Here is a 19788-nt window from a genome sequence, read left to right as displayed (position 1 = left end):
AAGTCGTAGGATCTATCTGCAATAGACGGATGACGGACAGTCAATAGATCCTGTGCTTCACTGTTCGCATGACGGAAGACGCGCTGACCCACACGGAGGGACGACCCGGCCCGGCCGTCGCTCCGACCGCCGCACCCGGTGCGGGCACCCTGCTCCGACTCCTGCGCGACGGCCGACCGCGCACCCGCTCGGAGCTGGCCTCGGTCACCGGTCTGGCCCGTTCGACCGTCACCCAGCGCGTGGACGCCCTGCTCGCCAGCGGGCTCATCGGGCCCGCGGGAGAGGCCGTGTCCACCGGGGGCAGGCCGCCCACGACCTTCTCGTTCCAGCCGGACGCCCGCGTGGTCCTGGCCGCCGACCTGGGCGCCACCCACGCCCGCCTGGCCCTCACCGACATGTCGGGGACCGTGCTCGCCGAGGAGCGCGCCGACCTGGACATCGCCCTGGGCCCCGAGCGCGTCCTGGACTGGGTCGTGGAGCGGGGCCGGGGCCTGCTGGAGGGCGCGGACCGGCGGGTGGACGAACTGCTCGGCCTGGGCATCGGCCTGCCCGGCCCGGTCCAGCACACCACCGGGCGCGCGGTGAACCCGCCGATCATGCCGGGGTGGGACAACTTCGACGTGCCCGGCTACGTCCACGACCGGCTCGACGTGCCGGTCCTGGTGGACAACGACGTCAACATCATGGCGATCGGGGAGCACCACACGGCCTGGCCCGAGGCCAGCCACCTGATGTTCGTCAAGGTCGCCACGGGCATCGGCTGCGGCATCGTCAGCGAGGGCAGCGTCTACCGGGGAGCGCAGGGCGCGGCCGGGGACATGGGGCACATCCACGTCCCCAGCGGCGACGAGCGGCCCTGCCGCTGCGGCAACACCGGCTGCCTGGAGGCCGTGGCCAGCGGCGCCGCGCTGGCCGCCGCGCTCACCGCCGAGGGCGTGCCCGCCAGCGGCGCCCGCGCCGTGGTCGAACTGTCCCGCAACGGGTCGGTGCCCGCCCTGCGCGCGCTGCGCCAGGCGGGCCGCGACATCGGCGAGGTGCTCGCCGCGTCGGTGAACATGTTCAACCCGTCGGTCATCGTCATCGGCGGCGCGCTCGCCCTGGCCGGGGACCACCTGCTCGCCGGGGTGCGCGAGATCATCTACCAGCGGTCGCTGCCGCTGGCCACCGAGCACCTGAGCATCGTCTCGTCCGTGGCGGGCGAGAGCGCGGGCGTGATCGGCGCGGCGGTCATGGTGATCGAGCACTGCCTGAGTCCCGAGCACGCCGACGCGCTGATCAACGGCTGAGCCCGGGGCGCTGCCCCGGGGCGGCACCGCACCGGGACCGCGGACGCGGCGCGGGTGCCGCTGAGGGAGCAGGCCCCCGGAAAGCGAGAACGCGCGTCCGGTGTGTCCGAACACCCGTCGGACCGGACGCGCCGCGGTCGGGACACCGGTTTCCGGGCGGAAACTCCCGAACCCCTCGCGTGCGTTATCGGCCCTTTGCGGAAAAGGAGATCCGGCCGGTCCTGGAGGGTGGGGACGCGGCCGGATCTCCGCTTCGCGGACCCGGAGGAGGGCTGGCGCGGGGCGGCTCCGCGCACGGGCGCCGACCCGCTGGTCGGCACCCTCCTCCGGGTCCTTGGGGGAGTGGGGGAGGGCTGAGAAACGGCAGGAGGGGCGGGGTTCGGGGCTTCGAGGCGCGCGGGCGGGCGCGGAGCCTCCGGAGGGCGGGTTCGGTGGTTCCCTTTTCTTTTTCCTCGCCTTTCCTGTGCTTTGTTTTTTCCCGTGCGCACGCGCCTCGAAACGCTCGCCACCGGTTTCGCTGATGATTTCCCCGACTCGCTCTCTCCCCGCCCTGATGGGAATTGTTTTGCTTTTTTGTCGCAAAAGGGGGGTTGAGGAGTTATGCGGGCCGGGTGGCGTTTTCAGGGTGGCTGTGGGCATGTGACCCGCTTGGTGGTGCTTCGTCGCGCCCGGTCCCTGCCCCGGGCCCGCCCCTCACCCGGGCCCCGGGCATGCGGAAGGGGGCGGAGCCGTTCGGCTCCGCCCCCTCGTGCGCCTCGGGTCAGGGGGCGCCGCTCTGGTTCCCGGGGTCACGGGTCACCCGGTCCGGCCGCTCGTCGGGACCGTCCGGCGGGCTGGTCGAACGGCGCGTCGGCCGCCCGGCGCACCGGTCATCCGGCGTGCTGGTCTCCCGGCGCCTGACGGCCGTGCTGGTCCCGCCTGGTCTCCTCCGCCTCCGCGTCCATCTGCTGGGCGCGGACCTGGTTCTTGCGGTACTCGCCCTGCTTCACGTCGGGCAGGATGCCCTCGTGCCGCAGGACGGGCTCCTCACCCTGCACGGGCTCCCTGGGATCCACGGCCTGCGTCTCGTCCCTGGGCTCCGGCCCGGGGTCCCCGACGGGCCTCACGGTCGCCTCGTGCGTCGTGTACGCCGTCCGGGCGTCTCCCGGTGCCCTGCCGCTCAGGGTGGAGGCGCGCCCCACGCTCCGCAGCAGGGTGATGATCGCGATACCCGTGACCAGGTTGATCACGGACGTGCTGACCTGGCTCGACGTGTCCACGGGCTCGCTGAACGGGGCGACGGCGGCGATCGCCGTGACCAGTCCCAGGATCCACCCGAAGAACTTCATCGCCCGCGGGGCGCTGAGCAGCAGCACGTGCATCAGCCCCGTGGCCAGCAGCGCCGCCACGGCGGCCATCAGCGCGTAGACCACCGTGCTCGCGTCGCCCAGCGCCCCCGCGTCCTCCGGTGCGAGCACCGGTACCCCGAACACTCCTCGGAAGACCAGTGCCCCCGCGAAGATCACCAGCGCCGCCACCACGGCGGTGGCCATCCCTCCGTACCACAGCCTCGTGGTGTTGACGGGTCGTTCGCTACCTATCTCGGTCATGCCAGTACCCCCAGATACTGTGCCTCTGGGCCGATCCCCTACCCCGCATCCGCCCATGTACTACGAGTGACCGAGAAAACCCGCGTCGTGCCTGGTCACGCGGGACGCCCCGGGACACCGGGGAAAACGGTCACGCCCTCCCGGGCGTGTCCGGCCCCTCGCCGGGCGTGTTCCGGCGTCGCTCCGCTCCGGTCCCGCGCACGTGGAACACTGGAGTACATGTCTCACTTCGCGCACGCTCGCGTCGACCTCGACGCGATCTCCCACAACGCGCGGGTGCTCCGCGAGTCCGCGGGGGGCACCCCGCTCATGGGTGTGGTCAAGGCCGACGGCTACGGGCACGGCATGCTCCCGGCGGCCCGCGCCCTGATCGCGGGCGGCGCGACCTGGCTGGGCACGGCCTTCATCGGCGAGGCCCTCGAACTGCGCCGCGCCGGACTGACCCTGCCCGTCCTGGCCTGGATCATCCCGCCCGGCGAGCCGGTCGCGGAGGCCGTCGAGGCCGACGTCGACCTCGGGGTGAGCGACCGCGCGGTCCTGGACACCGTGATCGCCGAGGCCCGCCGCGTCGGCCGCACCGCCCGGGTACAGCTCAAGGCCGACACCGGCCTCAACCGCGGCGGCGCGGGCCCCGCCGACTGGGGCGCCCTGGCCGAGGCCGCCGCCCGCGCCGAGGACCGGGGGCACCTGCGCGTCACCGGCGTGTGGTCCCACTTCGCCTGTGCCGACGAGCCGGGCCACCCCTCCGTCGCACGCCAGCTCTCCCGCTTCCACGAGGCCCTGGAGACCGCGGACAAGGTCGGACTGACCCCCGAGGTCCGGCACATCGCCAACTCGGCCGCGCTGCTCACCCTCCCCGAGGCCCGCTTCGACCTCGTCCGCGGCGGGATCGCCAGCTACGGTCTGAGCCCGATCCCCGGCCTCACGGGGACCGGGCTGCGGCCCGCGATGACGCTGCGCTCCCGGCTCGCCCTCACCAAGCGCGTCCCCGAGGGCAGCGGCGTCTCCTACGGCCACCGCTACGTGACCGACCGGGAGACCACCCTGGCCCTGGTGCCGCTGGGCTACGCCGACGGGGTCCCCCGCGCCGCCACCAACCGGGGGCCCGTCCTCCTGGGCGGGCGCCGCCGGGCCATCGCGGGAACGGTCTGCATGGACCAGTTCGTCGTGGACGTCGGCGACGACGCGGTGGAGGCCGGTGAGTACGCGGTGCTCTTCGGTGACCCCGAGGACCACCCGGACACCCCGACCGCCGAGGACTGGGCCGAGATCCTGGACACCATCCCGTACGAGATCGTCACCCGGGTGGGGCCCCGGGTCCCGCGCGAGTACGTCGGCGGGGGCGCCTGAGCCCCTCCGGCGCGACCGTCCCCTCCGGGAGCGTGCCCCCTCCGGCACGGCGCTCGTCCGAGCGGCACGGAGCCCGGCGCGGCGCGGTCCCGCGGGTCCCGCCGGACCGCGCGGCACACCGCGACGGCACGGCGGCCCGCGCAGCGGCGGGAGTCTGACCGGTCATCGCGATCCGGTCACAGACCTCCTCCATCCGGCCTAACCTGGGTGGAAGGGGGCGCGCTCCGGCGGCCCCGCCCGCGCACGCCCCGACCCGGCGCGCCGCGTTCCACCATCCACCCAGACCACGAGCAGCGAATCTGATGACAGACGCGACAGCAACCACTCCAGGTGCGGCCACCGTCCGCGAGGTCACCGCGGCCACCGACGACGCCATGCGCACCCTCGGCCGCGACCTCGCCGCCCTCGCCCGACCCGGTGACGTGCTGATCCTGTCCGGGCCGCTCGGCGCGGGGAAGACCACCCTCACCCAGGGCCTGGGCGAGGGTCTGGGCGTGCGCGGACCGGTCACCTCGCCGACCTTCGTCATCTCCCGGATCCACCCCTCCCTGAGCGGAGGCCCCGACCTCGTCCACGTGGACGCCTACCGGCTCGGCGGGCCCGACGAGATCGACGACATCGACCTGGACATGACCCTCCCCGACTCCGTCACCGTGGTGGAGTGGGGCGAGGACGTGGCCGAGGGGCTCTCCGACGACCGGTTGGAGATCCGCATCGAACGCCACCCCGACGACACCCGCTCCGTCCACCTGCGCGCCGTCGGCGCCCGGTGGACCGGCGCCGACCTGCCCGGCACCGCCGCCGGGCCCCGATAGGCGGTCACCCGTGCTCCTCCTGGCCTTCGACACCGCCACCCCGGCGGTCACCGCCGCCGTCGGCGAGACCGGCGCCGACGGCTCCTTCACGCTGCGCGCCAGCGCCAGCTCCGTGGACGCCCGCCGCCACGGCGAACTGCTCGGCCCCACGATCGCCCGGCTCACCGAGGAGGCCGGGATCGTCCTGGCCGACCTCGACCACGTCGCCGTCGGCATCGGCCCCGGGCCCTACACCGGCCTGCGGGTCGGACTGGCCACCGCGCACGCCCTGGCCGACGCCCTCGGCGTCCCCTGCCACGGCGTCACCACCCTGGACGCGCTGGCCTTCGCCACCGGGCGGACCGAGCCCTTCGTCGCGATGACCGACGCCCGCCGCAAGGAGGTGTTCTGGGCCCGCTACGACGACCGCCTCACCCGCGTGGGCGAGGTGCGCGTCGACCGCCCCGCCGAGGTGGACACCGGTGGGCTCGCGCTGGTCGGCGACGGCGCCCGCATGTACGCCGACGTGTTCGGCGCCGGTTCCGCCGCGCCCGACCCGCTGCACCCGGACGCCGCCGCCATGGCGGAGCTGGCCCTGCTGCGCCTGGGCCGGGGCGAGGAGCTTCCCGCGCCCAACCCGCTCTACCTGCGCCGTCCGGACGCGGTGGAGCCCGGTGCCCCGAAGAAGGTGCGCCAGTGGGTGAAGTGACGCCGACGCCGGGCCTGACCGGCGTGAGCCTGCGCGCGATGACCTCCGACGACGTCGCGGCCGTCATGGACCTCGAACACGCCCTGTTCCCCCTCGACGCCTGGAGCGAGGGCATGCTCAGGGACGAGCTGGCCGAGCCCACGCGCCACTACCTGGTCGCGGTGTCCGGGGACGCCGTCGTCGGCTACGCGGGGCTGCGCGCCGTCCCGCCCGAGGGTGACGTGCAGACCATGGCCGTGTCCGAGCAGGTCTGGGGCCGGGGCGTGGGCAGCGCGCTGCTCACCGAACTCCTCACCGAGGCCGGGCGGCGCGGCGTCACCCACGTGTTCCTGGAGGTGCGTTCGGACAACCCGCGCGCCCAGAGGCTCTACGGCCGGTTCGGCTTCGTGCAGATCGGTGTGCGGCGCGGCTACTACAACGGGGCGGACGCGCTCGTCATGCGGCGCGTCGCCGAGGAGGGGAACCATGAGTGACCTGCCGCTGGTCATGGGGATCGAGACGTCCTGCGACGAGACCGGCGTGGCCCTGGTGCGCGGCTGCGAGCTGCTCGGCGACGCCGTGGCCTCCAGCGTGGACCAGCACGTCCGGTTCGGCGGCGTGGTGCCCGAGGTGGCCAGCCGCGCGCACCTGGAGGCGATGACCCCGACCGTGCACCGGGCGCTGGAGCAGGCCGGGGCCAAGCTGTCGGACGTGGACGCCATCGCCGTCACCGCCGGTCCGGGCCTGGCGGGCGCCCTGCTCGTGGGCGTGTCCGCGGCCAAGGCGTACGCGATGGCCCTGGGCAAGCCGCTCTACGGAGTGAACCACCTCGTGGGCCACGTGGCCGTGGACCAGCTGGAGCACGGCCCGCTGCCCAAGCCCTCGATCGCCCTGCTGGTGTCGGGCGGCCACACCTCGCTGCTGCTGGTCAACGACCTGGCCACCGAGGTGGTCTCGCTCGGCGACACCGTGGACGACGCCGCCGGTGAGGCCTACGACAAGGTGGCGCGCCTGCTCGACCTGCCCTACCCGGGCGGCCCGCCCATCGACAAGGCGGCGCAGCGGGGCGACCCCAAGGCGATCCGCTTCCCGCGCGGCAAGTGGGGCGACGGCACCTACGACTTCTCGTTCTCGGGCCTGAAGACCGCCGTGGCCCGCCACGTGGAGGACACCGACCGCCGGGGCGAGCCCCTGGTGGTCGCCGACATCGCCGCGGCCTTCCAGGAGTCGGTGGTGGACGTGCTCACCCGCAAGGCCGTGGACGCCTGCGTGGAGCACGGCGTGAGCACGCTGGTCATCAGCGGGGGCGTGGCGGCGAACTCGGCGCTGCGCGCGCTGGCCGAGGAGCGCTGCCGGGAGGCCGGCGTCGAACTGCGCGTCCCGCGCCCGCGCCTGTGCACCGACAACGGCGCGATGATCGCCGCCCTGGGCGCCGAGGTCGTGGCGGCGGGCCTGCCCGCGTCCGCCCTGGACCTGGCCACGGACACCTCCCTGCCGGTGAGCTCCCCGCTGGCGGTGTAGCCGACGTACGACGCCCCGGCACGGAACCGGTTCCGTGCCGGGGCGTCGCGCTGTCGTCCCTCACCCGGCCAGCGCCAGGCCCGCGCTGATGGCGGCGGCGATCAGGAACGCGATGGAGCCCATGAGGGTCTCCATCACGGTCCAGCTCTTGAGGGTGGTCCTGATGTCGATGTCCAGGTAGCGGTTCATCAGCCAGAAGCCGGAGTCGTTGACGTGCGAGAGCACCGTCCCGCCCGCCGCGATCGCGATGACCACGAGCGCGATCTCGGGCTGCGACATCCCGGCCTCCGCGATGAGCGGGGCCACGATCGGGGCGGTGGTGACGATCGCGACCGTCTTGGACCCCAGGGCCACGCGCATGATCGTGGCGATGACGAACGCCAGCACGACGGCGGGCAGGGCCGTGGCGGACAGGATCCCCGCCACGGCCTCGCCCGCGCCCGTCGCCTCCAGGACCTCGCCGAAGACCCCGCCCGCGCCGGTCACGAGCAGGACCAGGGCGGTCGGGCCCAGGGACGCGGAGGCGGCCTTCTCCACCCGCTCGCGCGTCATGCCCCCGCGCAGGCCCAGCAGCCAGAAGGACAGCAGGGTGGCGATCGTCAGCGCGGTGACGGGGTTGCCGACGAAGAGCAGGGCCTCCAGCACCGGACCCTCGGGGACCACCAGCGGGGAGAAGGTGTTGAGCAGGATGAGGGTCACCGGCAGGACGACCACGGCCAGGGTCAGCGACAGCGGGGGAGCGTTCTCGGGGACCTCGCACAGCTCGTCGCCCTCCCCCTGGAACGAGGCGGGGACGGGGACGAAGGTGCGGTCGCCCAGCCGCTTGCCGAACACGTAGGCGCCCAGGTACCAGGCGGGCAGACCGCAGACCAGGCCCATGAAGGCGATCCAGCCCAGGTGTCCGCCGAGCAGTTCGGCCGCGGCCACGGGGCCGGGGTGGGGCGGCAGGACCGCGTGCATGATGGCCAGGCCGCCCGCGGCGGGCAGCGCGACGCTGATCAGTGACCGGCCGGTCCGGGCGGCGACCGCGTACAGCAGCGGGACCATGATGATGAAGCCCACGTCGAAGAAGACGGGGATGCCCAGGAGCAGCGCGGTCAGTCCCATGGCGAGCGGGGCGCGGCCCTCGCCGAAGAGGGCGAGCAGGCGCTGTGACAGGAGCTGGGCGGCGCCCGTCTCCTGCATCATGCGGCCCAGCATCGCGCCGAGGGCGACGATGATGGCGATGCCGCCGAGGGTGTCGCCCATCCCGGCTTCGAGCAGGCCCGGAATGCCGCTGAGGGGCAGGCCCGCGGCGAACGCGACCGCCGCGCTCACCAGGAGCAGCGCGACGAAGGCGTGCAGTCTGGCCCGCAGGACCAGCACGAGCAGCAGGCCCACGCCGAGGGCGACGGTGAGGATGAGGGCCCACGGCGGGAGGGACCAGGCCGCTGCGGGGGCTTCGCTCGCGGAGAGGAACACCCCGGGGCCGGAGGGGTGGATGGTGGAGAGCATGGGAGGCCTTGTCTCGAAGGGGGCGGGCGCTCCGCCGCGGCGGAGCGCCCGGGGCCGCGGCACCGGAGGGGGAACCGGTGGCGGAGGTGTTTCCTGGAGCTGGCTGACGCTCCGGGGAACCCGGGGGGAGCTACCGGCGCGGCAGGCGGGCGGCGGGGTCGAGCCCGGCGGCGAGGAGCCGCTCGGCCTCCTCCAGGTGGGCGGGCTCGGGCGCGGACAGCGGAGCGCGGACCGGGCCGACATCGCTCATATCGTCTCCATACGTAGATGCCATCTTCGTCTGTAGCCGAAGGTTATTTTGGGGGGCACATCACGTCAACCTGGGACGCAGAGCACAAAGGGTGATGAAACGGGCAACGCTCCTGGCGGCACGGCGGGTGGCGCCGCGGGAGCGGGCGCGGGGGAGGACGGGGGCACGAGCGACGGAAACCCCTGTGGCGGAAGGGTTTCGCCACGGGTTCCGGGGCGCGCGGGACGGTGTCCGGGCGAACGGCGTTCTACACTGAGGACCCCGAGGCGGACGTCCTCGCTCGCCCCCGGCGGGCCGTCCGCGGCCGGGGGGCCGACCCGGCCCGCACGCAGCAGGAAGGAGGCGGTCGAGTGTCGGCCGCGGAAGGTCACGGCGGTGTCCGAGAGGTCAAGTCGGCGGCGCGCACCGTCGAACTCCTGGAGATCCTGGCGCGCTACCGGGACCCGGTCACCCTGCGCACCCTCTCGGAGGAGATGGGCATCCCCCGCAGCAGCCTGTACGCGCTGGTGCAGACCCTCGTGAACCGGGGCTGGGTGCGGTCCGACCCCACCGGAGCCCTCTACGCGCTGGGCATCCGCGCGCTCTTCACCGGGACCGGCTACATCGACTCCGACGCCCGCGTGGCCCAGGCGCGCGGCCACCTGGACTCCCTCGCCGAGAAGCTGGGGGAGACCGTCCACCTCGCCCGGCTGGACGGCGGCGACGTCGTCTACCTGGCCACCCAGGAGTCACGGCACTACCTGCGCCCCTTCAGCCGGGTGGGCCGACGGCTGCCCGCGCACAGCACCGCCCTGGGCAAGGCCCTGCTGGCCGAGCGCGAGGACGAACAGGTGCGCGACCTGCTGCCCGCCACGCTGGAGGCGCTCACCGACGAGACGATCACCGACGTGGACGCGCTCCTGGAGGACCTCGCGCTCATCCGCGAACGTGGCTACTCCACGGACGACGGGGAGAACGTCGTGGGCCTGCGGTGCGTGGCGGTGTCCCTGCGCTACGACGATCCGGCTGTGGACGCGCTGAGCTGCTCGGTCCCGACGCCCCGGTACACCGAGGAGGTGGGCGCGGCCGTGCTGGAGGCTTTGATGGAGGCGCGGGCGATCCTGGAGCGCTGCTGGCCCCCGGCCCTGGGGTGAGGCGTGGGGGTGGGAGGAACGGGAGTGGGAAGCTCCGGCCTCCCACCCCCGCACGCGGCGCTCCGCCCCAGTCGAACAGGTCCTCGGGGCCGGTGACGGCCCTGGGAACCCATGCCTCCGGGGTCTCCGGGCCGTCACGGGACTCGACGCGCTGACGGACCTCGTCGGAGACGGCGAACCCGCGCGCGGCCAGGACGGCGAGCACGCTGCGGGCTTTCGCGCCGGCGTCCCGCGCGAAAGGCCGGGTCGGTCCAGGCCGCGCAGCTCAGGCGTGGGGTGGAGTCGTACTCGGGCGCGCCCGCGACCGCCTCGACGCTCGCCGCGTCCACGCGCGGGGCCGTGCCCCGTCCGCTGCTGTGCGGTTGTGTCTGGGTCACACCGAGCCCAGGGACGGCGGCCTTGTCTCCGTGTTGACGCGGAGCCGGGCTTCCTCCCCGGCGGGCGGGGTAGTCGGGCCGTATGGACGCGACTCCTCAGCACCACGGCTCACCGGCAGTCCTGCCCACCGTCACCAGCCTGTCCGAGCTGGCCGGCCTCGTCCGCGGCCGCGACCGCCTCTACCTGCGCTACTCGGAGGGCCCCGAGCGGGACCGCCACGTCGTGAGCAAGGACTACGAGAGCGAACTCGAACTCCCCGGGCTCTCGGTCACCGTCCTCACCCCCGAGTCCTGGTGGACCCGGCCCCTGGAGGACTGGCTCTCCCGCCAGGTACGCAAGTACGCCTCCCTGGTCGAGGACGACCCGGACCGGGTGGGGTGGGTCCTCCAGGGCGACACCGTCGCCCACGGCCCCGACCACGAACCGCTCCTGGACGGGGTGCGGCCGGTCGCCTACCTCTCCGAGGCCGTGATGGAGGAGGCGCAGCGCAGGTACCGGGAGCGCTTCGAGGCGGGCAGGAAACCGACCGACCCGTAGCGGCCGGTCCGCTCCCCGCGCGTTTCGGCCCCGGGGGTGGAACCGGATTCGGTCTCCGTGGTTGGCTTCGGGGTATGTTCGCTATCACCGCAGCACGCTTCGCGCCCGACGACCCCGTCTCCGCCCTGGAGGCGGGCGAACGCCCCGACCCCGAGCCCCGCGAGGGGTGGACGACCGTCGATGTCAGGGCCGCGTCCCTCAACCACCACGACCTGTGGAGCCTGCGCGGCGTCGGGCTCAGCGCGGAGCGCCTGCCCATGATCCTCGGCTGCGACGCGGCCGGGGTGGACGAGGACGGCAACGAGGTCATCGTGCACGGCGTCGTCGGCGACCCTGCCGCCGGGGGAGGGGACGAGACGCGCGACCCCCGCCGGTCGCTGCTCTCGGAGGTCCACAACGGCACCTTCGCCGAGAGGGTCCTGGTGCCCCGCGCCAACCTGGTGCCCAAGCCGGAGGAGCTGTCCTTCGAGGAGGCCGCCTGCCTGCCCACCGCGTGGCTCACCGCCTACAGCATGCTCTTCGGCAAGGCCGACCTGCGGCCGGGCTCCACGGTGCTCGTCCAGGGCGCAGGGGGAGGCGTGGCCGCGGCGCTCATCCGGCTGGCCTCGCAGGTGGGCCACCGGGTCTACGCCACCAGCCGCAGCGAGGAGAAGCGGACCAGGGCCCTCTCCCTGGGCGCGCACGCGGCGCTGCCCACCGGCGAGCGCCTGCCGGAGAGGGTCGACGCCGTCTTCGACTCGGTCGGCCAGGCCACGTGGGCGCACTCGCTGCGCTCCCTGAAGCCGGGCGGCGCCGTCATCACCTGCGGCGCGACCAGCGGCGACGCGCCTCCGGCCGAACTCAACCGGGTGTTCTTCCTCCAGCTGCGGGTCCTGGGCTCCACCATGGGCACCCGTGAGGAGCTGGCCGCCCTGACCCGGATGTGCGTGCGTACCGGCATCCGGCCCGAGATCGACCGGGTGCTGCCCCTGTCGCGGGCCGAGGAGGGCTTCCGGGCGATGGCCGAGGGGGAGCAGTTCGGCAAGATCGTCTTCACGGTCTGAGCGGGCCCGGCGGGGAGGCCGCGGCGCGCGGCCTCTGACCTGCGGTGACCCTGTGCCCGTAGCCGTAGCCGGTGCTCGGAGCCCGCTCCGGGCGCGGGGCCCCGGCGTACCGGCGCGGCCTCCGCACGCACGGGGGGCCGGGGCACCCGAGGTGCCCCGGCCCCCCGCCGTCCGCCGGTCCGCGTCCGCCCGGCGGTCGCCGGACGACCACCGGGCGGACCGCCTACGCGGACCCCGCGCTACCGGCTACTCGTCGTCCTCGTCCTCGTCGCGGCGGCGCTTCTTCTTGCCGTCCCGGCCCGGGCGCAGCAGCGCCTCGGCCAGGGCGAGCACCGTCTCCTCCAGGGAGGCGAACCGCTTGGTGATGTCGTCGTGCGAGTTCTCGACCGCCTCGGTGACGGTCTCCTCCAGCTCGTGCCGGTCCGGGCGCTGCTTCAGCTCGCGCAGCACCGGCGCCACGGCCGAGGTGACGTGCTCGTCGATCTCGTCCAGCTTGCCGGTGTGGTCCAGCTGCGGCCGTTCCACCAGCTCGGTCAGGCGGCGGTGCAGCTCGCTGACCTCCATGGTCTGCGGCAGCTGGTTGAGCCGCTGGTTGAGCGCCTCCAGCCGGTCGTCGAGGGCCTCCATACGGCCGTCCACGCCCTCGAAGTGCCCGCTGACGCCCTCGAACTGGCCCTCGACACCGTTGACCCGGCCGTCCAGGCCGTCCAGGCGGCCATTGACGCCGTCCATGCGGCCGTCGATGCGGTCGAGCTTGCCCTCGACCCCCTCGAAGCTTCCCTCGAAGTGCCCCTCGAAGGTGTCGAAGCGGTCGGTGAGGCGGCCCAGTTCGTGGTCCACCTTGCCGGTGATCTGCGCCAGGTGGGTGTCGACCTTGCCGGTCAGTGCCTCGCGCTGGCGCTCCAGACGCTCGTCCAGCGCCGTCCGGTGCGCCTCCACCCGCTCGGTGAGCGACTCGGTCAGCGTCCGCGAACGCTCCTCGGACTCGGTGGCGAGCCGGTCGCCGCTCTCCTGGACGAACGTCCGCAGCTCGGCGAAGTCGGAGGTGACGCGCTCGGCGTCCTCGGCGATCCGGGCGCCCAGGGCGTCGGTGCGCTCGGTCACCGCCTCGCGCAGGCGCTCGGAGGCGGCCTCGGTCTGCTCCCGGGTCTCGGTGCGGCCCAGCTCCATCTGCTCGTTGAGCTCGGCCAGGCGCTGGCGCAGGTGGGTGCGCAGCTCGGTGAGCGACGACTCGTGGTCCTCGCGGAGCTTGGCGAGCGCGCCGGTGACGTCGGCGACCGCGGCGGTCGTCTCGGCGTTGTTCTCCTCGGCCTGGGTGCTGAGGTAGCCGACGCTCTCGGCCAGCTTGGCGGCGAGGGACTCGTGGCGCTCGGCGGAGGAGGTGGACAGGGCGCCCAGCTCCTCGGTCAGGGCTGCGGTGCGCTCGCCCAGCTCGCCGGTGTTCTCCTGAAGGCGCGACAGCAGCGTCTCGTGCTGCTCGGCGGTGCGCTCCTCCATCGAGGTGCGCAGGCGCTCGGTGCGCTCCTCCACGAGCGCGCGCAGCTCGCCGTTGGCCTGCTCCGCCCTGGTCGCGGCCTCTTCAGCCTTGGCCTCGACGGTCTCGCCCAGCCGGGCGTCGGCCGCGGCCAGGGCCTCACGGCTCTCGCTCACGACGGCGGTGAGGCTCTCGCGGCTCTCGTTGACGGCGGCGGCCAGGCTCTCGCGGCTCGCGGCCACGGCCTCGGCCAGCTCGGTGCGGCCCTCGGCCAGGGCCTCGGAGATCTCGGTCCGCCCGCCGGCGAGCGCCTCGGCCAGTTCGGTGCGGCTCTCACCGACCGCGGCGGTGAGGGCCTCGTGGCGGCTCTCCGCCGACTCCGAGAGCGCGGACAGCGACGCCTGCACGGCCTCGGTCCTGGTGGTCAGGGAGGCCAGCGCGGTGTCGAGCGCGTCCAGGCGGGCGCCGAAGGTCTCGCTCAGCCCGTCCAGGCGGGCGCCGAGGGTCTCGCCGAGTCCGTTCAGGCGGGTGTCGAGGCTCTCGTCCAGCCCGGTCAGGCGTTCGCCCAGCTCGTTGACCTGCTCGGAGGTGCGGTTGCCCGTCTCCGCCATCCGCTGGAGGCGGGTGAGCGCGGTGTCCAGGTGACCGGCGATGCGGTGGGTGTCCGCGCGCAGGGAGGGCAGGTCCGAGAGGGGCTTGACCTGCTGGGCGACGACCTCGATGTGCTCGGCGAGGGTCTCCGCCCACTCCGGCGGCCGGGCGAGGAACTCGTCGACGCGGCCGTTGACCGTGGCGACCGACTCGGTGAGGGCGGTGAGCTCGCGCTCGCGCAGCTCGCGGAGCAGCCACTCCATGCCCTCCAGGCGCTGGCGCATCTCCTCGCTGACGGCGCCCTGCGACTTCTGCTCGGAGACGTGCTCCTGGGCGGCCTGGGAGAGCAGGTCACGCATGCGGTCGGAGATCCCCGCCTGACCTCCTCCGTTGAGGAAGTTGTGATTGGTCTGTTCCACCGAGGTGCTCCTTATTTTTCTGGCGCTCCCGTACCCGTCCGGGAGGAGTGGACGGTGGGTTCCGGACGGCTCGGGTTCTCGATGGTCCCCGGGTGGGCGGTGTTTTTGCACCAGTACGGCCTCATCGTGACTGGAGTGTGACTGAGCGTATACACGCGAGGCAAGGCCTGTTCTCCTGCTGAACCGCGGGGGCGGGTCAACGATCACGACCTTCCGGGTGAATCCATGAGAAGGGAAAGAATTCGCGCCGCCAGTTTAACGACACGTGCCCCTGCTCCCCCAGGGGACCGCCAAAGATCTGGGTGGGGAAGGTAACGATCTGGCCCGATGTCGTGATCCGCGGCCCCAGAGTGCACTCCAGCCACCTCGTCCACGGTTGTCCACAGGTGGGAACGTGTCCTCGCGGCCCGGCCGCGGGGAGAGGGACACTCGAACACGGGGGCGGCGCACTCACCCGACGGCGACGCGTGGCGCCCCCGAATCCAGCCTAGGCCGACGCCTCCACCGCCCGCCAGCCCCCCCGTCGGGCCTGTGGACACCGGCACGCGCTCCTCGCGAACGGTCCCCCACCGGCGTCACCATCGGCGCCGACGGTGACGCCGGTGGCAGGAGCACCGGTGGAGGCGGTCCCCTACGCGCGCCGGTGGCGGAACCCGTCGGTCCGCACCGGCGGAGGCGGTCCCCTACACGCACCTGCGGCGGAACCCGTCGGTCCGCACCGGCCGGTCCGCTAACCCCGCCGCGGGTCGCCCACCTCGCGGCACAGCAGGCAGAAGGGCCGCTCACCGATCCGCGTGAGCACGACCGTCACCGACTCCGGACCGGACGCGCGCAGGTCCCGGCGCAGCTTCTCGGTGTCCACCGCCGAGCCCCGCTTCTTGACGGTCACCGTCCCCGCCCCGAGGCCGCGCACCGCCGAGCGCAGCCGCTTCAGCGAGAACGGCAGCACCTCCACCACCTCCAGCACCCGCCACAGCGGCGAGAGCACCGCGCGGTCCGCCGTGAAGTACGCGATCCGCTCGTCCAGCAGGGCGCCGTCCACCCGGGCCGCCGCCTCCGCCACCAGGTGCGAGCGCACCACGGCCGGGTCCGGGTCGTAGAGGTAGCGCCGGGCCGCCGCGACCGGAGCCGGGCCCAGACCGGGGTCGGCGTCCAGGTGCGCCACCGCGCCCTCGCGGGCGAGCAGCCCCTCGCGCTCGTGCAGCACCGTCGCCCGGCGCCGAGGCCCGTCGGCCAGCGCGCCGAACCACAGGGCGGTCTCCTTCAGCTCCCCGTCCACCGAGATCCACTCGGCCGCCGCGTCCCCGGGCAGCGCCTCGTGCGGGATGCCCGGCGCGGCCTTGAGGCAGGCCGCCTCCGCCCCCGCGGCCAGGTCCACGGCCGTGTCCCACGGCGGGGAGTAGGCCGCGGGGTCGAACACCCGGCCGCGCCCGCCCCGCCGGGCGGGGTCGCAGAACAGCAGCGGGTACCGGCCGGGCGCGGTCGCGGAGGCGTCGCCCTCGCGGACCCGGGCCAACCCGGACAGGCCCATGGCCCCGATGTTGGCGCGGGCCACCGCGACCGTGAGGGGGTCGGCGTCCACGCCCTCGACCGGAACGCCGCGCGCGGCCAGGGCCAGCAGGTCCGCGCCGACCCCGCAGCACAGGTCGCCCGCCGTGGCGCCGTCCAGGCCCCGCCCCGACGCCCCGGCCGATCCGAACGCACCGGCCATGCGCTCCGCGCGGTAGTCGGCCACCACGCGCCGGGTGGACTGCTCCAGCCCGTTGGGCGTGAAGAACATCCGCCGCGCGGGTTCGCCGAACTTGGCCCGCCCGCGTTCGCGCAGGGAGACCTGGGTCAGGACGGCGTTTACCAGCTCGGATACGGGTAGACCGGGGTCGAGGGCCGCCACGCGCGGATCACCGCGCAGCAGTGAGGCCGCGGCGAGATGGTCCCCGGCGGCGGCCTTCGGGTCCACCCCCGCCAGGACCTCCCGGCCCGCGTCGGTGAGCAGGGCCTCGAAGGCGGGCAGGCGCATGGGTTCCCCCCGGGCGTCGAAGGAGCGGTGTGCGGACGCGACCGCGCCCCGCCCCGGAGGGGAGCCCCCGGGGAAGTCCCCTGACCGGGGGTCACGGTCACATTTCCATTCTGGCACTCTCGGGGGTAGAGTGCTAACCGCGACGAGGCCGGTCTGGCACCCGCGACGACAGGCCGCCGTGGTCGCCCCTTTTTCGCAGTCGGTCCGTGCACCAGTGCGGGCCGAGATCAGTACACCGAAACCTTGAAGGGGGAGGTCACACCGTGTCGACCGCCACCAAGACCGTGCTGAAGCCGCTCGAGGACCGCGTCGTGGTCCGGACGCTGGAGGCCGAGCAGACCACCGCTTCCGGTCTGGTCATCCCGGACACCGCCAAGGAGAAGCCCCAGGAGGGCGAGGTCCTGGCCGTGGGCCCGGGCCGCTGGGACGACGAGGGCGAGAACCGCATCCCGCTGGACGTGAAGGTCGGCGACGTCGTCCTGTACAGCAAGTACGGCGGCACCGAGGTCAAGTACGACGGCGAGGAGTACCTGGTGCTCTCCGCCCGCGACCTTCTCGCTGTCGTCGAGAAGTAGGTCTCCACGGGGCCCGCTCCATCGGGCCCGGAGCCATCCGCATCCCGCACCGGTCGGCGCACAGCCGGGCGGGCGGGATGCTCTCTTTCGACCAGCCTGAAGAGGAAGCACCCACATGCCGAAGATCCTGGAGTTCGAGGACGACGCCCGTCGCGCCCTCGAGCGGGGCGTCGACCGCCTCGCCAACGCCGTCAAGGTGACGCTCGGCCCGCGCGGTCGCAACGTCGTCATCGACAAGAAGTTCGGCGCCCCCACCATCACGAACGACGGCGTGACCGTCGCCCGTGAGGTCGAGCTGGACGACCCCTACGAGAACCTGGGCGCCCAGCTGGTCAAGGAGGTCGCCACCAAGACCAACGACGCCGCCGGTGACGGCACCACCACCGCGACCGTTCTGGCCCAGGCCCTCGTCCGCGAGGGTCTGCGCAGCGTGGCCGCCGGCGCCTCCCCGATGTCCCTGAAGAAGGGCATCGACGCCGCCGCCGCCAAGGTGTCGGAGGTCCTCCTGGAGCGCGCCCGCCCCGTCGAGGAGCGCGCGGACATCGCCTACGTCGCCACCAACTCCGCCCAGGACGCCCAGATCGGCGACCTGATCGCCGAGGCGTTCGACAAGGTCGGCAAGGACGGCGTCATCACGGTGGAGGAGGCCCCGACCTTCGGTCTGGACCTGGACTTCACCGAGGGCCTCCAGTTCGACAAGGGCTACGTCTCGCCCTACTTCGTCACCGACGGCGACCGCCAGGAGGCGGTGCTGGAGGACGCGCTGATCCTGATCAACCAGGGCAAGATCAGCAGCCTCAACGACCTGCTGCCCGTGCTGGAGAAGGTCGTCCAGAGCAAGAAGCCCCTGCTCATCATCGCCGAGGACATCGACGGTGACGCCCTGGGCGCCCTGGTGCTCAACAAGATCCGCGGCACCCTCAACGTCGCCGCCGTCAAGGCGCCCGGCTTCGGCGAGCGCCGCAAGGCCATGCTCCAGGACATCGCGGTCCTCACCGGCGGCCAGGTCGTCGCCGAGGAGGTCGGCCTGACCCTGGAGAACGTGGACCTCGACGCGCTGGGCGGCGCCCGCCGCGTCACGATCACCAAGGACGCCACCACCATCGTGGACGGCGCCGGGGAGCAGTCCGAGGTCGAGGACCGCGTCCGCCAGATCCGCAAGGAGATCGAGGCGAGCGACTCCGACTGGGACCGCGAGAAGCTCCAGGAGCGCCTGGCCAAGCTCGCGGGCGGCGTCTCCGTCCTGCGCGTGGGCGCGGCCACCGAGGTCGAGCTCAAGGAGAAGAAGCACCGCCTGGAGGACGCCATCTCGGCGACCCGCGCGGCCATCGAGGAGGGCATCGTCGCCGGTGGCGGCGCCTCCCTGGTGCACGCTTCCAAGGTGCTGGACTCGAACGACCTCGGCCTGACGGGCGACGAGGCCACCGGTGTGGCGATCGTGCGCCGTGCCCTGGTCGAGCCCGCCCGGTGGATCGCGGAGAACGCGGGCGCCGAGGGCTACGTGGTCACCCACCGCGTGTCGGAGCTGGAGGTCGGCCACGGCTACAACGCCGCGACCGGCACCTACGGCGACCTGACCTCGCAGGGCATCCTCGACCCGGTCAAGGTGTCCCGCTCCGCCGTGCAGAACGCCGCCTCCATCGCGGGCATGCTGCTGACCACCGAGGTGCTGGTGGCGGACAAGCCCGAGGACGACGAGGACGACGGGCACGGCCACAGCCACTAGGCACGGCGGCCGGGCCCTCCGGGGGCCGCGGATCCCGGGGCCCCCGGGCCTTGCGGACCCGGGGAACCCCGGAGCACGGCCACGGCGGCCGGGACGCGTCCGGCGGACACGGCCCGGCCGCGACGGGGGCGGAGCGGTTGCTCCGCCCCCGCGCACTATCACGCACGTCACAGGTTTCCCTCGGCGGCGCAGATGTTTTCGGGTGATTTTCCCGAAACGTGACCATTCTGTAGTTGCCGATCCGAGTGGTTCAGTCCGGCGGTGGGGGCATCATTCCTAGCGTGACGGTGACGGATGCAGGCGCCCGGGGGCAGCGGGACCACACGGGGTTGAACCATCTGGGATCGCTGGCGGTCCGGGGGGACGACGGGGCGATGGACTCGCTGCTGCGCGAGGTCCGCCCCATGGTGGTCAGGTACTGCCGTGCCCGCCTGGCCCGGGTCTCGGGGCTGGCCCACTACTCCGACGACGTGGCCCAGGAGGTGTGTATCGCCCTGCTCTCGGCGATACCGCGCTACCAGGACCGCGGCCGCCCCTTCGCGGCCTTCGTGTTCGGCATAGCGGCCCACAAGGTGGCCGACACCCTGCGCGGTGCGGGCAGGGTCGAGACGGTGCCCACCGACTCCGTGCCCGAGCGCCCCGACGAGGGGCCGGGGCCCGAGGAGTCGGCGGTGCGGGTGATCGAGGCCCAGCGGGCCCGGGAGCTTCTCGACGAGCTGCCCGAACAACAGCGCAAACTGCTGATCATGAGGGTCATCGCAGGACTTACGGCGGATGAGACGGGACATGTTCTTGGAATGTCGGCGGGAGCGGTACGGGTTGCCCAGCACCGAGCTATTGCTCGGCTTCGGCAGGTGGCCGTGGCGAACCGCCTCGTCCCCTGAGCACTCCGGACGCCCCCGGCCCGGACGCCGCCGGTGCCC

General features: G+C 73.5%; 16 protein-coding genes. 12 read left to right on the top strand and 4 right to left on the bottom strand.

Features of this window, described 5'->3' with window-relative positions:
* The first annotated feature begins 68 nt into the window (after positions 1–68).
* Positions 69–1286, top strand: a complete 1218-nt coding sequence (locus EV372_RS06430; protein ID WP_130395248.1) for an ROK family transcriptional regulator — start codon at positions 69–71, stop codon at positions 1284–1286.
* 869 nt (positions 1287–2155) lie between these two features.
* Here EV372_RS06430 and EV372_RS06425 read toward each other — a convergent pair.
* Entirely contained in the window at positions 2156–2875 is a 720-nt protein-coding gene (locus EV372_RS06425; protein WP_130395247.1) for a DUF6069 family protein, read from the bottom strand.
* 219 nt (positions 2876–3094) lie between these two features.
* Here EV372_RS06425 and alr point away from each other — a divergent pair, with 219 nt between their 5' ends.
* From alr to tsaD, 5 genes are all read left to right on the top strand, one after another.
* On the top strand, positions 3095–4225 hold the full coding sequence (alr, locus tag EV372_RS06420; RefSeq protein WP_130395246.1) for an alanine racemase: 1131 nt from the start codon (positions 3095–3097) through the stop codon (positions 4223–4225).
* A gap of 302 nt (positions 4226–4527) precedes the next feature.
* Positions 4528–5040 carry a tRNA (adenosine(37)-N6)-threonylcarbamoyltransferase complex ATPase subunit type 1 TsaE gene (gene tsaE / locus EV372_RS06415; RefSeq protein WP_130395245.1) on the top strand — a complete coding sequence of 171 codons (513 nt, stop codon included), beginning with the start codon at positions 4528–4530 and terminating at the stop codon, positions 5038–5040.
* A 10-nt stretch (positions 5041–5050) separates the two neighbouring features.
* Positions 5051–5728, top strand: a complete 678-nt coding sequence (tsaB, locus tag EV372_RS06410; protein ID WP_130395244.1) for a tRNA (adenosine(37)-N6)-threonylcarbamoyltransferase complex dimerization subunit type 1 TsaB — start codon at positions 5051–5053, stop codon at positions 5726–5728.
* Positions 5725–6201 (top strand): ribosomal protein S18-alanine N-acetyltransferase, encoded by a 477-nt coding sequence (gene rimI, locus EV372_RS06405; protein WP_130398791.1) that lies wholly within the window; start codon positions 5725–5727, stop codon positions 6199–6201. The genes tsaB and rimI overlap by 4 nt, the downstream gene beginning before the upstream one ends.
* On the top strand, positions 6194–7228 hold the full coding sequence (gene tsaD, locus EV372_RS06400) for a tRNA (adenosine(37)-N6)-threonylcarbamoyltransferase complex transferase subunit TsaD (protein WP_130395243.1): 1035 nt from the start codon (positions 6194–6196) through the stop codon (positions 7226–7228). Before rimI ends, tsaD begins: the two co-directional genes overlap by 8 nt.
* Positions 7229–7288: 60 nt before the next feature.
* On the opposite strand, the gene EV372_RS06395 is transcribed toward tsaD, so the two are convergent.
* Positions 7289–8722, bottom strand: a complete 1434-nt coding sequence (locus EV372_RS06395; protein ID WP_130395242.1) for a GntT/GntP/DsdX family permease — start codon at positions 8720–8722, stop codon at positions 7289–7291.
* Between the two features lie 600 nt (positions 8723–9322).
* Between EV372_RS06395 and EV372_RS06385 the strand changes: the two genes are divergently transcribed.
* From EV372_RS06385 to EV372_RS06375, 3 genes are all read left to right on the top strand, one after another.
* Positions 9323–10105 carry an IclR family transcriptional regulator gene (locus tag EV372_RS06385; protein ID WP_130395241.1) on the top strand — a complete coding sequence of 261 codons (783 nt, stop codon included), beginning with the start codon at positions 9323–9325 and terminating at the stop codon, positions 10103–10105.
* A 459-nt stretch (positions 10106–10564) separates the two neighbouring features.
* Positions 10565–11020, top strand: a complete 456-nt coding sequence (locus tag EV372_RS06380; protein ID WP_130395240.1) for a DUF6098 family protein — start codon at positions 10565–10567, stop codon at positions 11018–11020.
* A 74-nt stretch (positions 11021–11094) separates the two neighbouring features.
* Positions 11095–12063, top strand: a complete 969-nt coding sequence (locus tag EV372_RS06375; protein ID WP_130395239.1) for a zinc-binding dehydrogenase — start codon at positions 11095–11097, stop codon at positions 12061–12063.
* A 246-nt stretch (positions 12064–12309) separates the two neighbouring features.
* Here EV372_RS06375 and EV372_RS06370 read toward each other — a convergent pair whose 3' ends face one another.
* Positions 12310–14547 (bottom strand): apolipoprotein A-IV repeat region-like domain-containing protein, encoded by a 2238-nt coding sequence (locus EV372_RS06370; RefSeq protein WP_130395238.1) that lies wholly within the window; start codon positions 14545–14547, stop codon positions 12310–12312.
* A gap of 730 nt (positions 14548–15277) precedes the next feature.
* Positions 15278–16564, bottom strand: a complete 1287-nt coding sequence (locus EV372_RS06365; RefSeq protein WP_130395237.1) for a THUMP-like domain-containing protein — start codon at positions 16562–16564, stop codon at positions 15278–15280.
* 263 nt (positions 16565–16827) lie between these two features.
* Here EV372_RS06365 and groES point away from each other — a divergent pair, with 263 nt between their 5' ends.
* The 3 genes from groES to EV372_RS06350 all read left to right on the top strand — a co-directional run bounded on the left by groES (position 16828) and on the right by EV372_RS06350 (position 19749).
* A complete protein-coding gene (gene groES / locus EV372_RS06360) occupies positions 16828–17139 on the top strand; it encodes a co-chaperone GroES (RefSeq protein WP_013155030.1) in 312 nt (103 codons plus the stop codon).
* A 115-nt stretch (positions 17140–17254) separates the two neighbouring features.
* Positions 17255–18865: a chaperonin GroEL gene (gene groL / locus EV372_RS06355; RefSeq protein WP_130395236.1), complete on the top strand. Its 1611-nt coding sequence runs from the start codon at positions 17255–17257 to the stop codon at positions 18863–18865.
* A 287-nt stretch (positions 18866–19152) separates the two neighbouring features.
* Positions 19153–19749: a sigma-70 family RNA polymerase sigma factor gene (locus tag EV372_RS06350; protein WP_130398790.1), complete on the top strand. Its 597-nt coding sequence runs from the start codon at positions 19153–19155 to the stop codon at positions 19747–19749.
* Positions 19750–19788: the final 39 nt, after the last annotated feature.

Source organism: Nocardiopsis sp. CNZ308 (assembly GCF_004217075.1).
The sequence above is the reverse complement of the archived record's forward strand: the minus strand, read 5'-3'. Positions and strand labels throughout refer to the sequence as shown.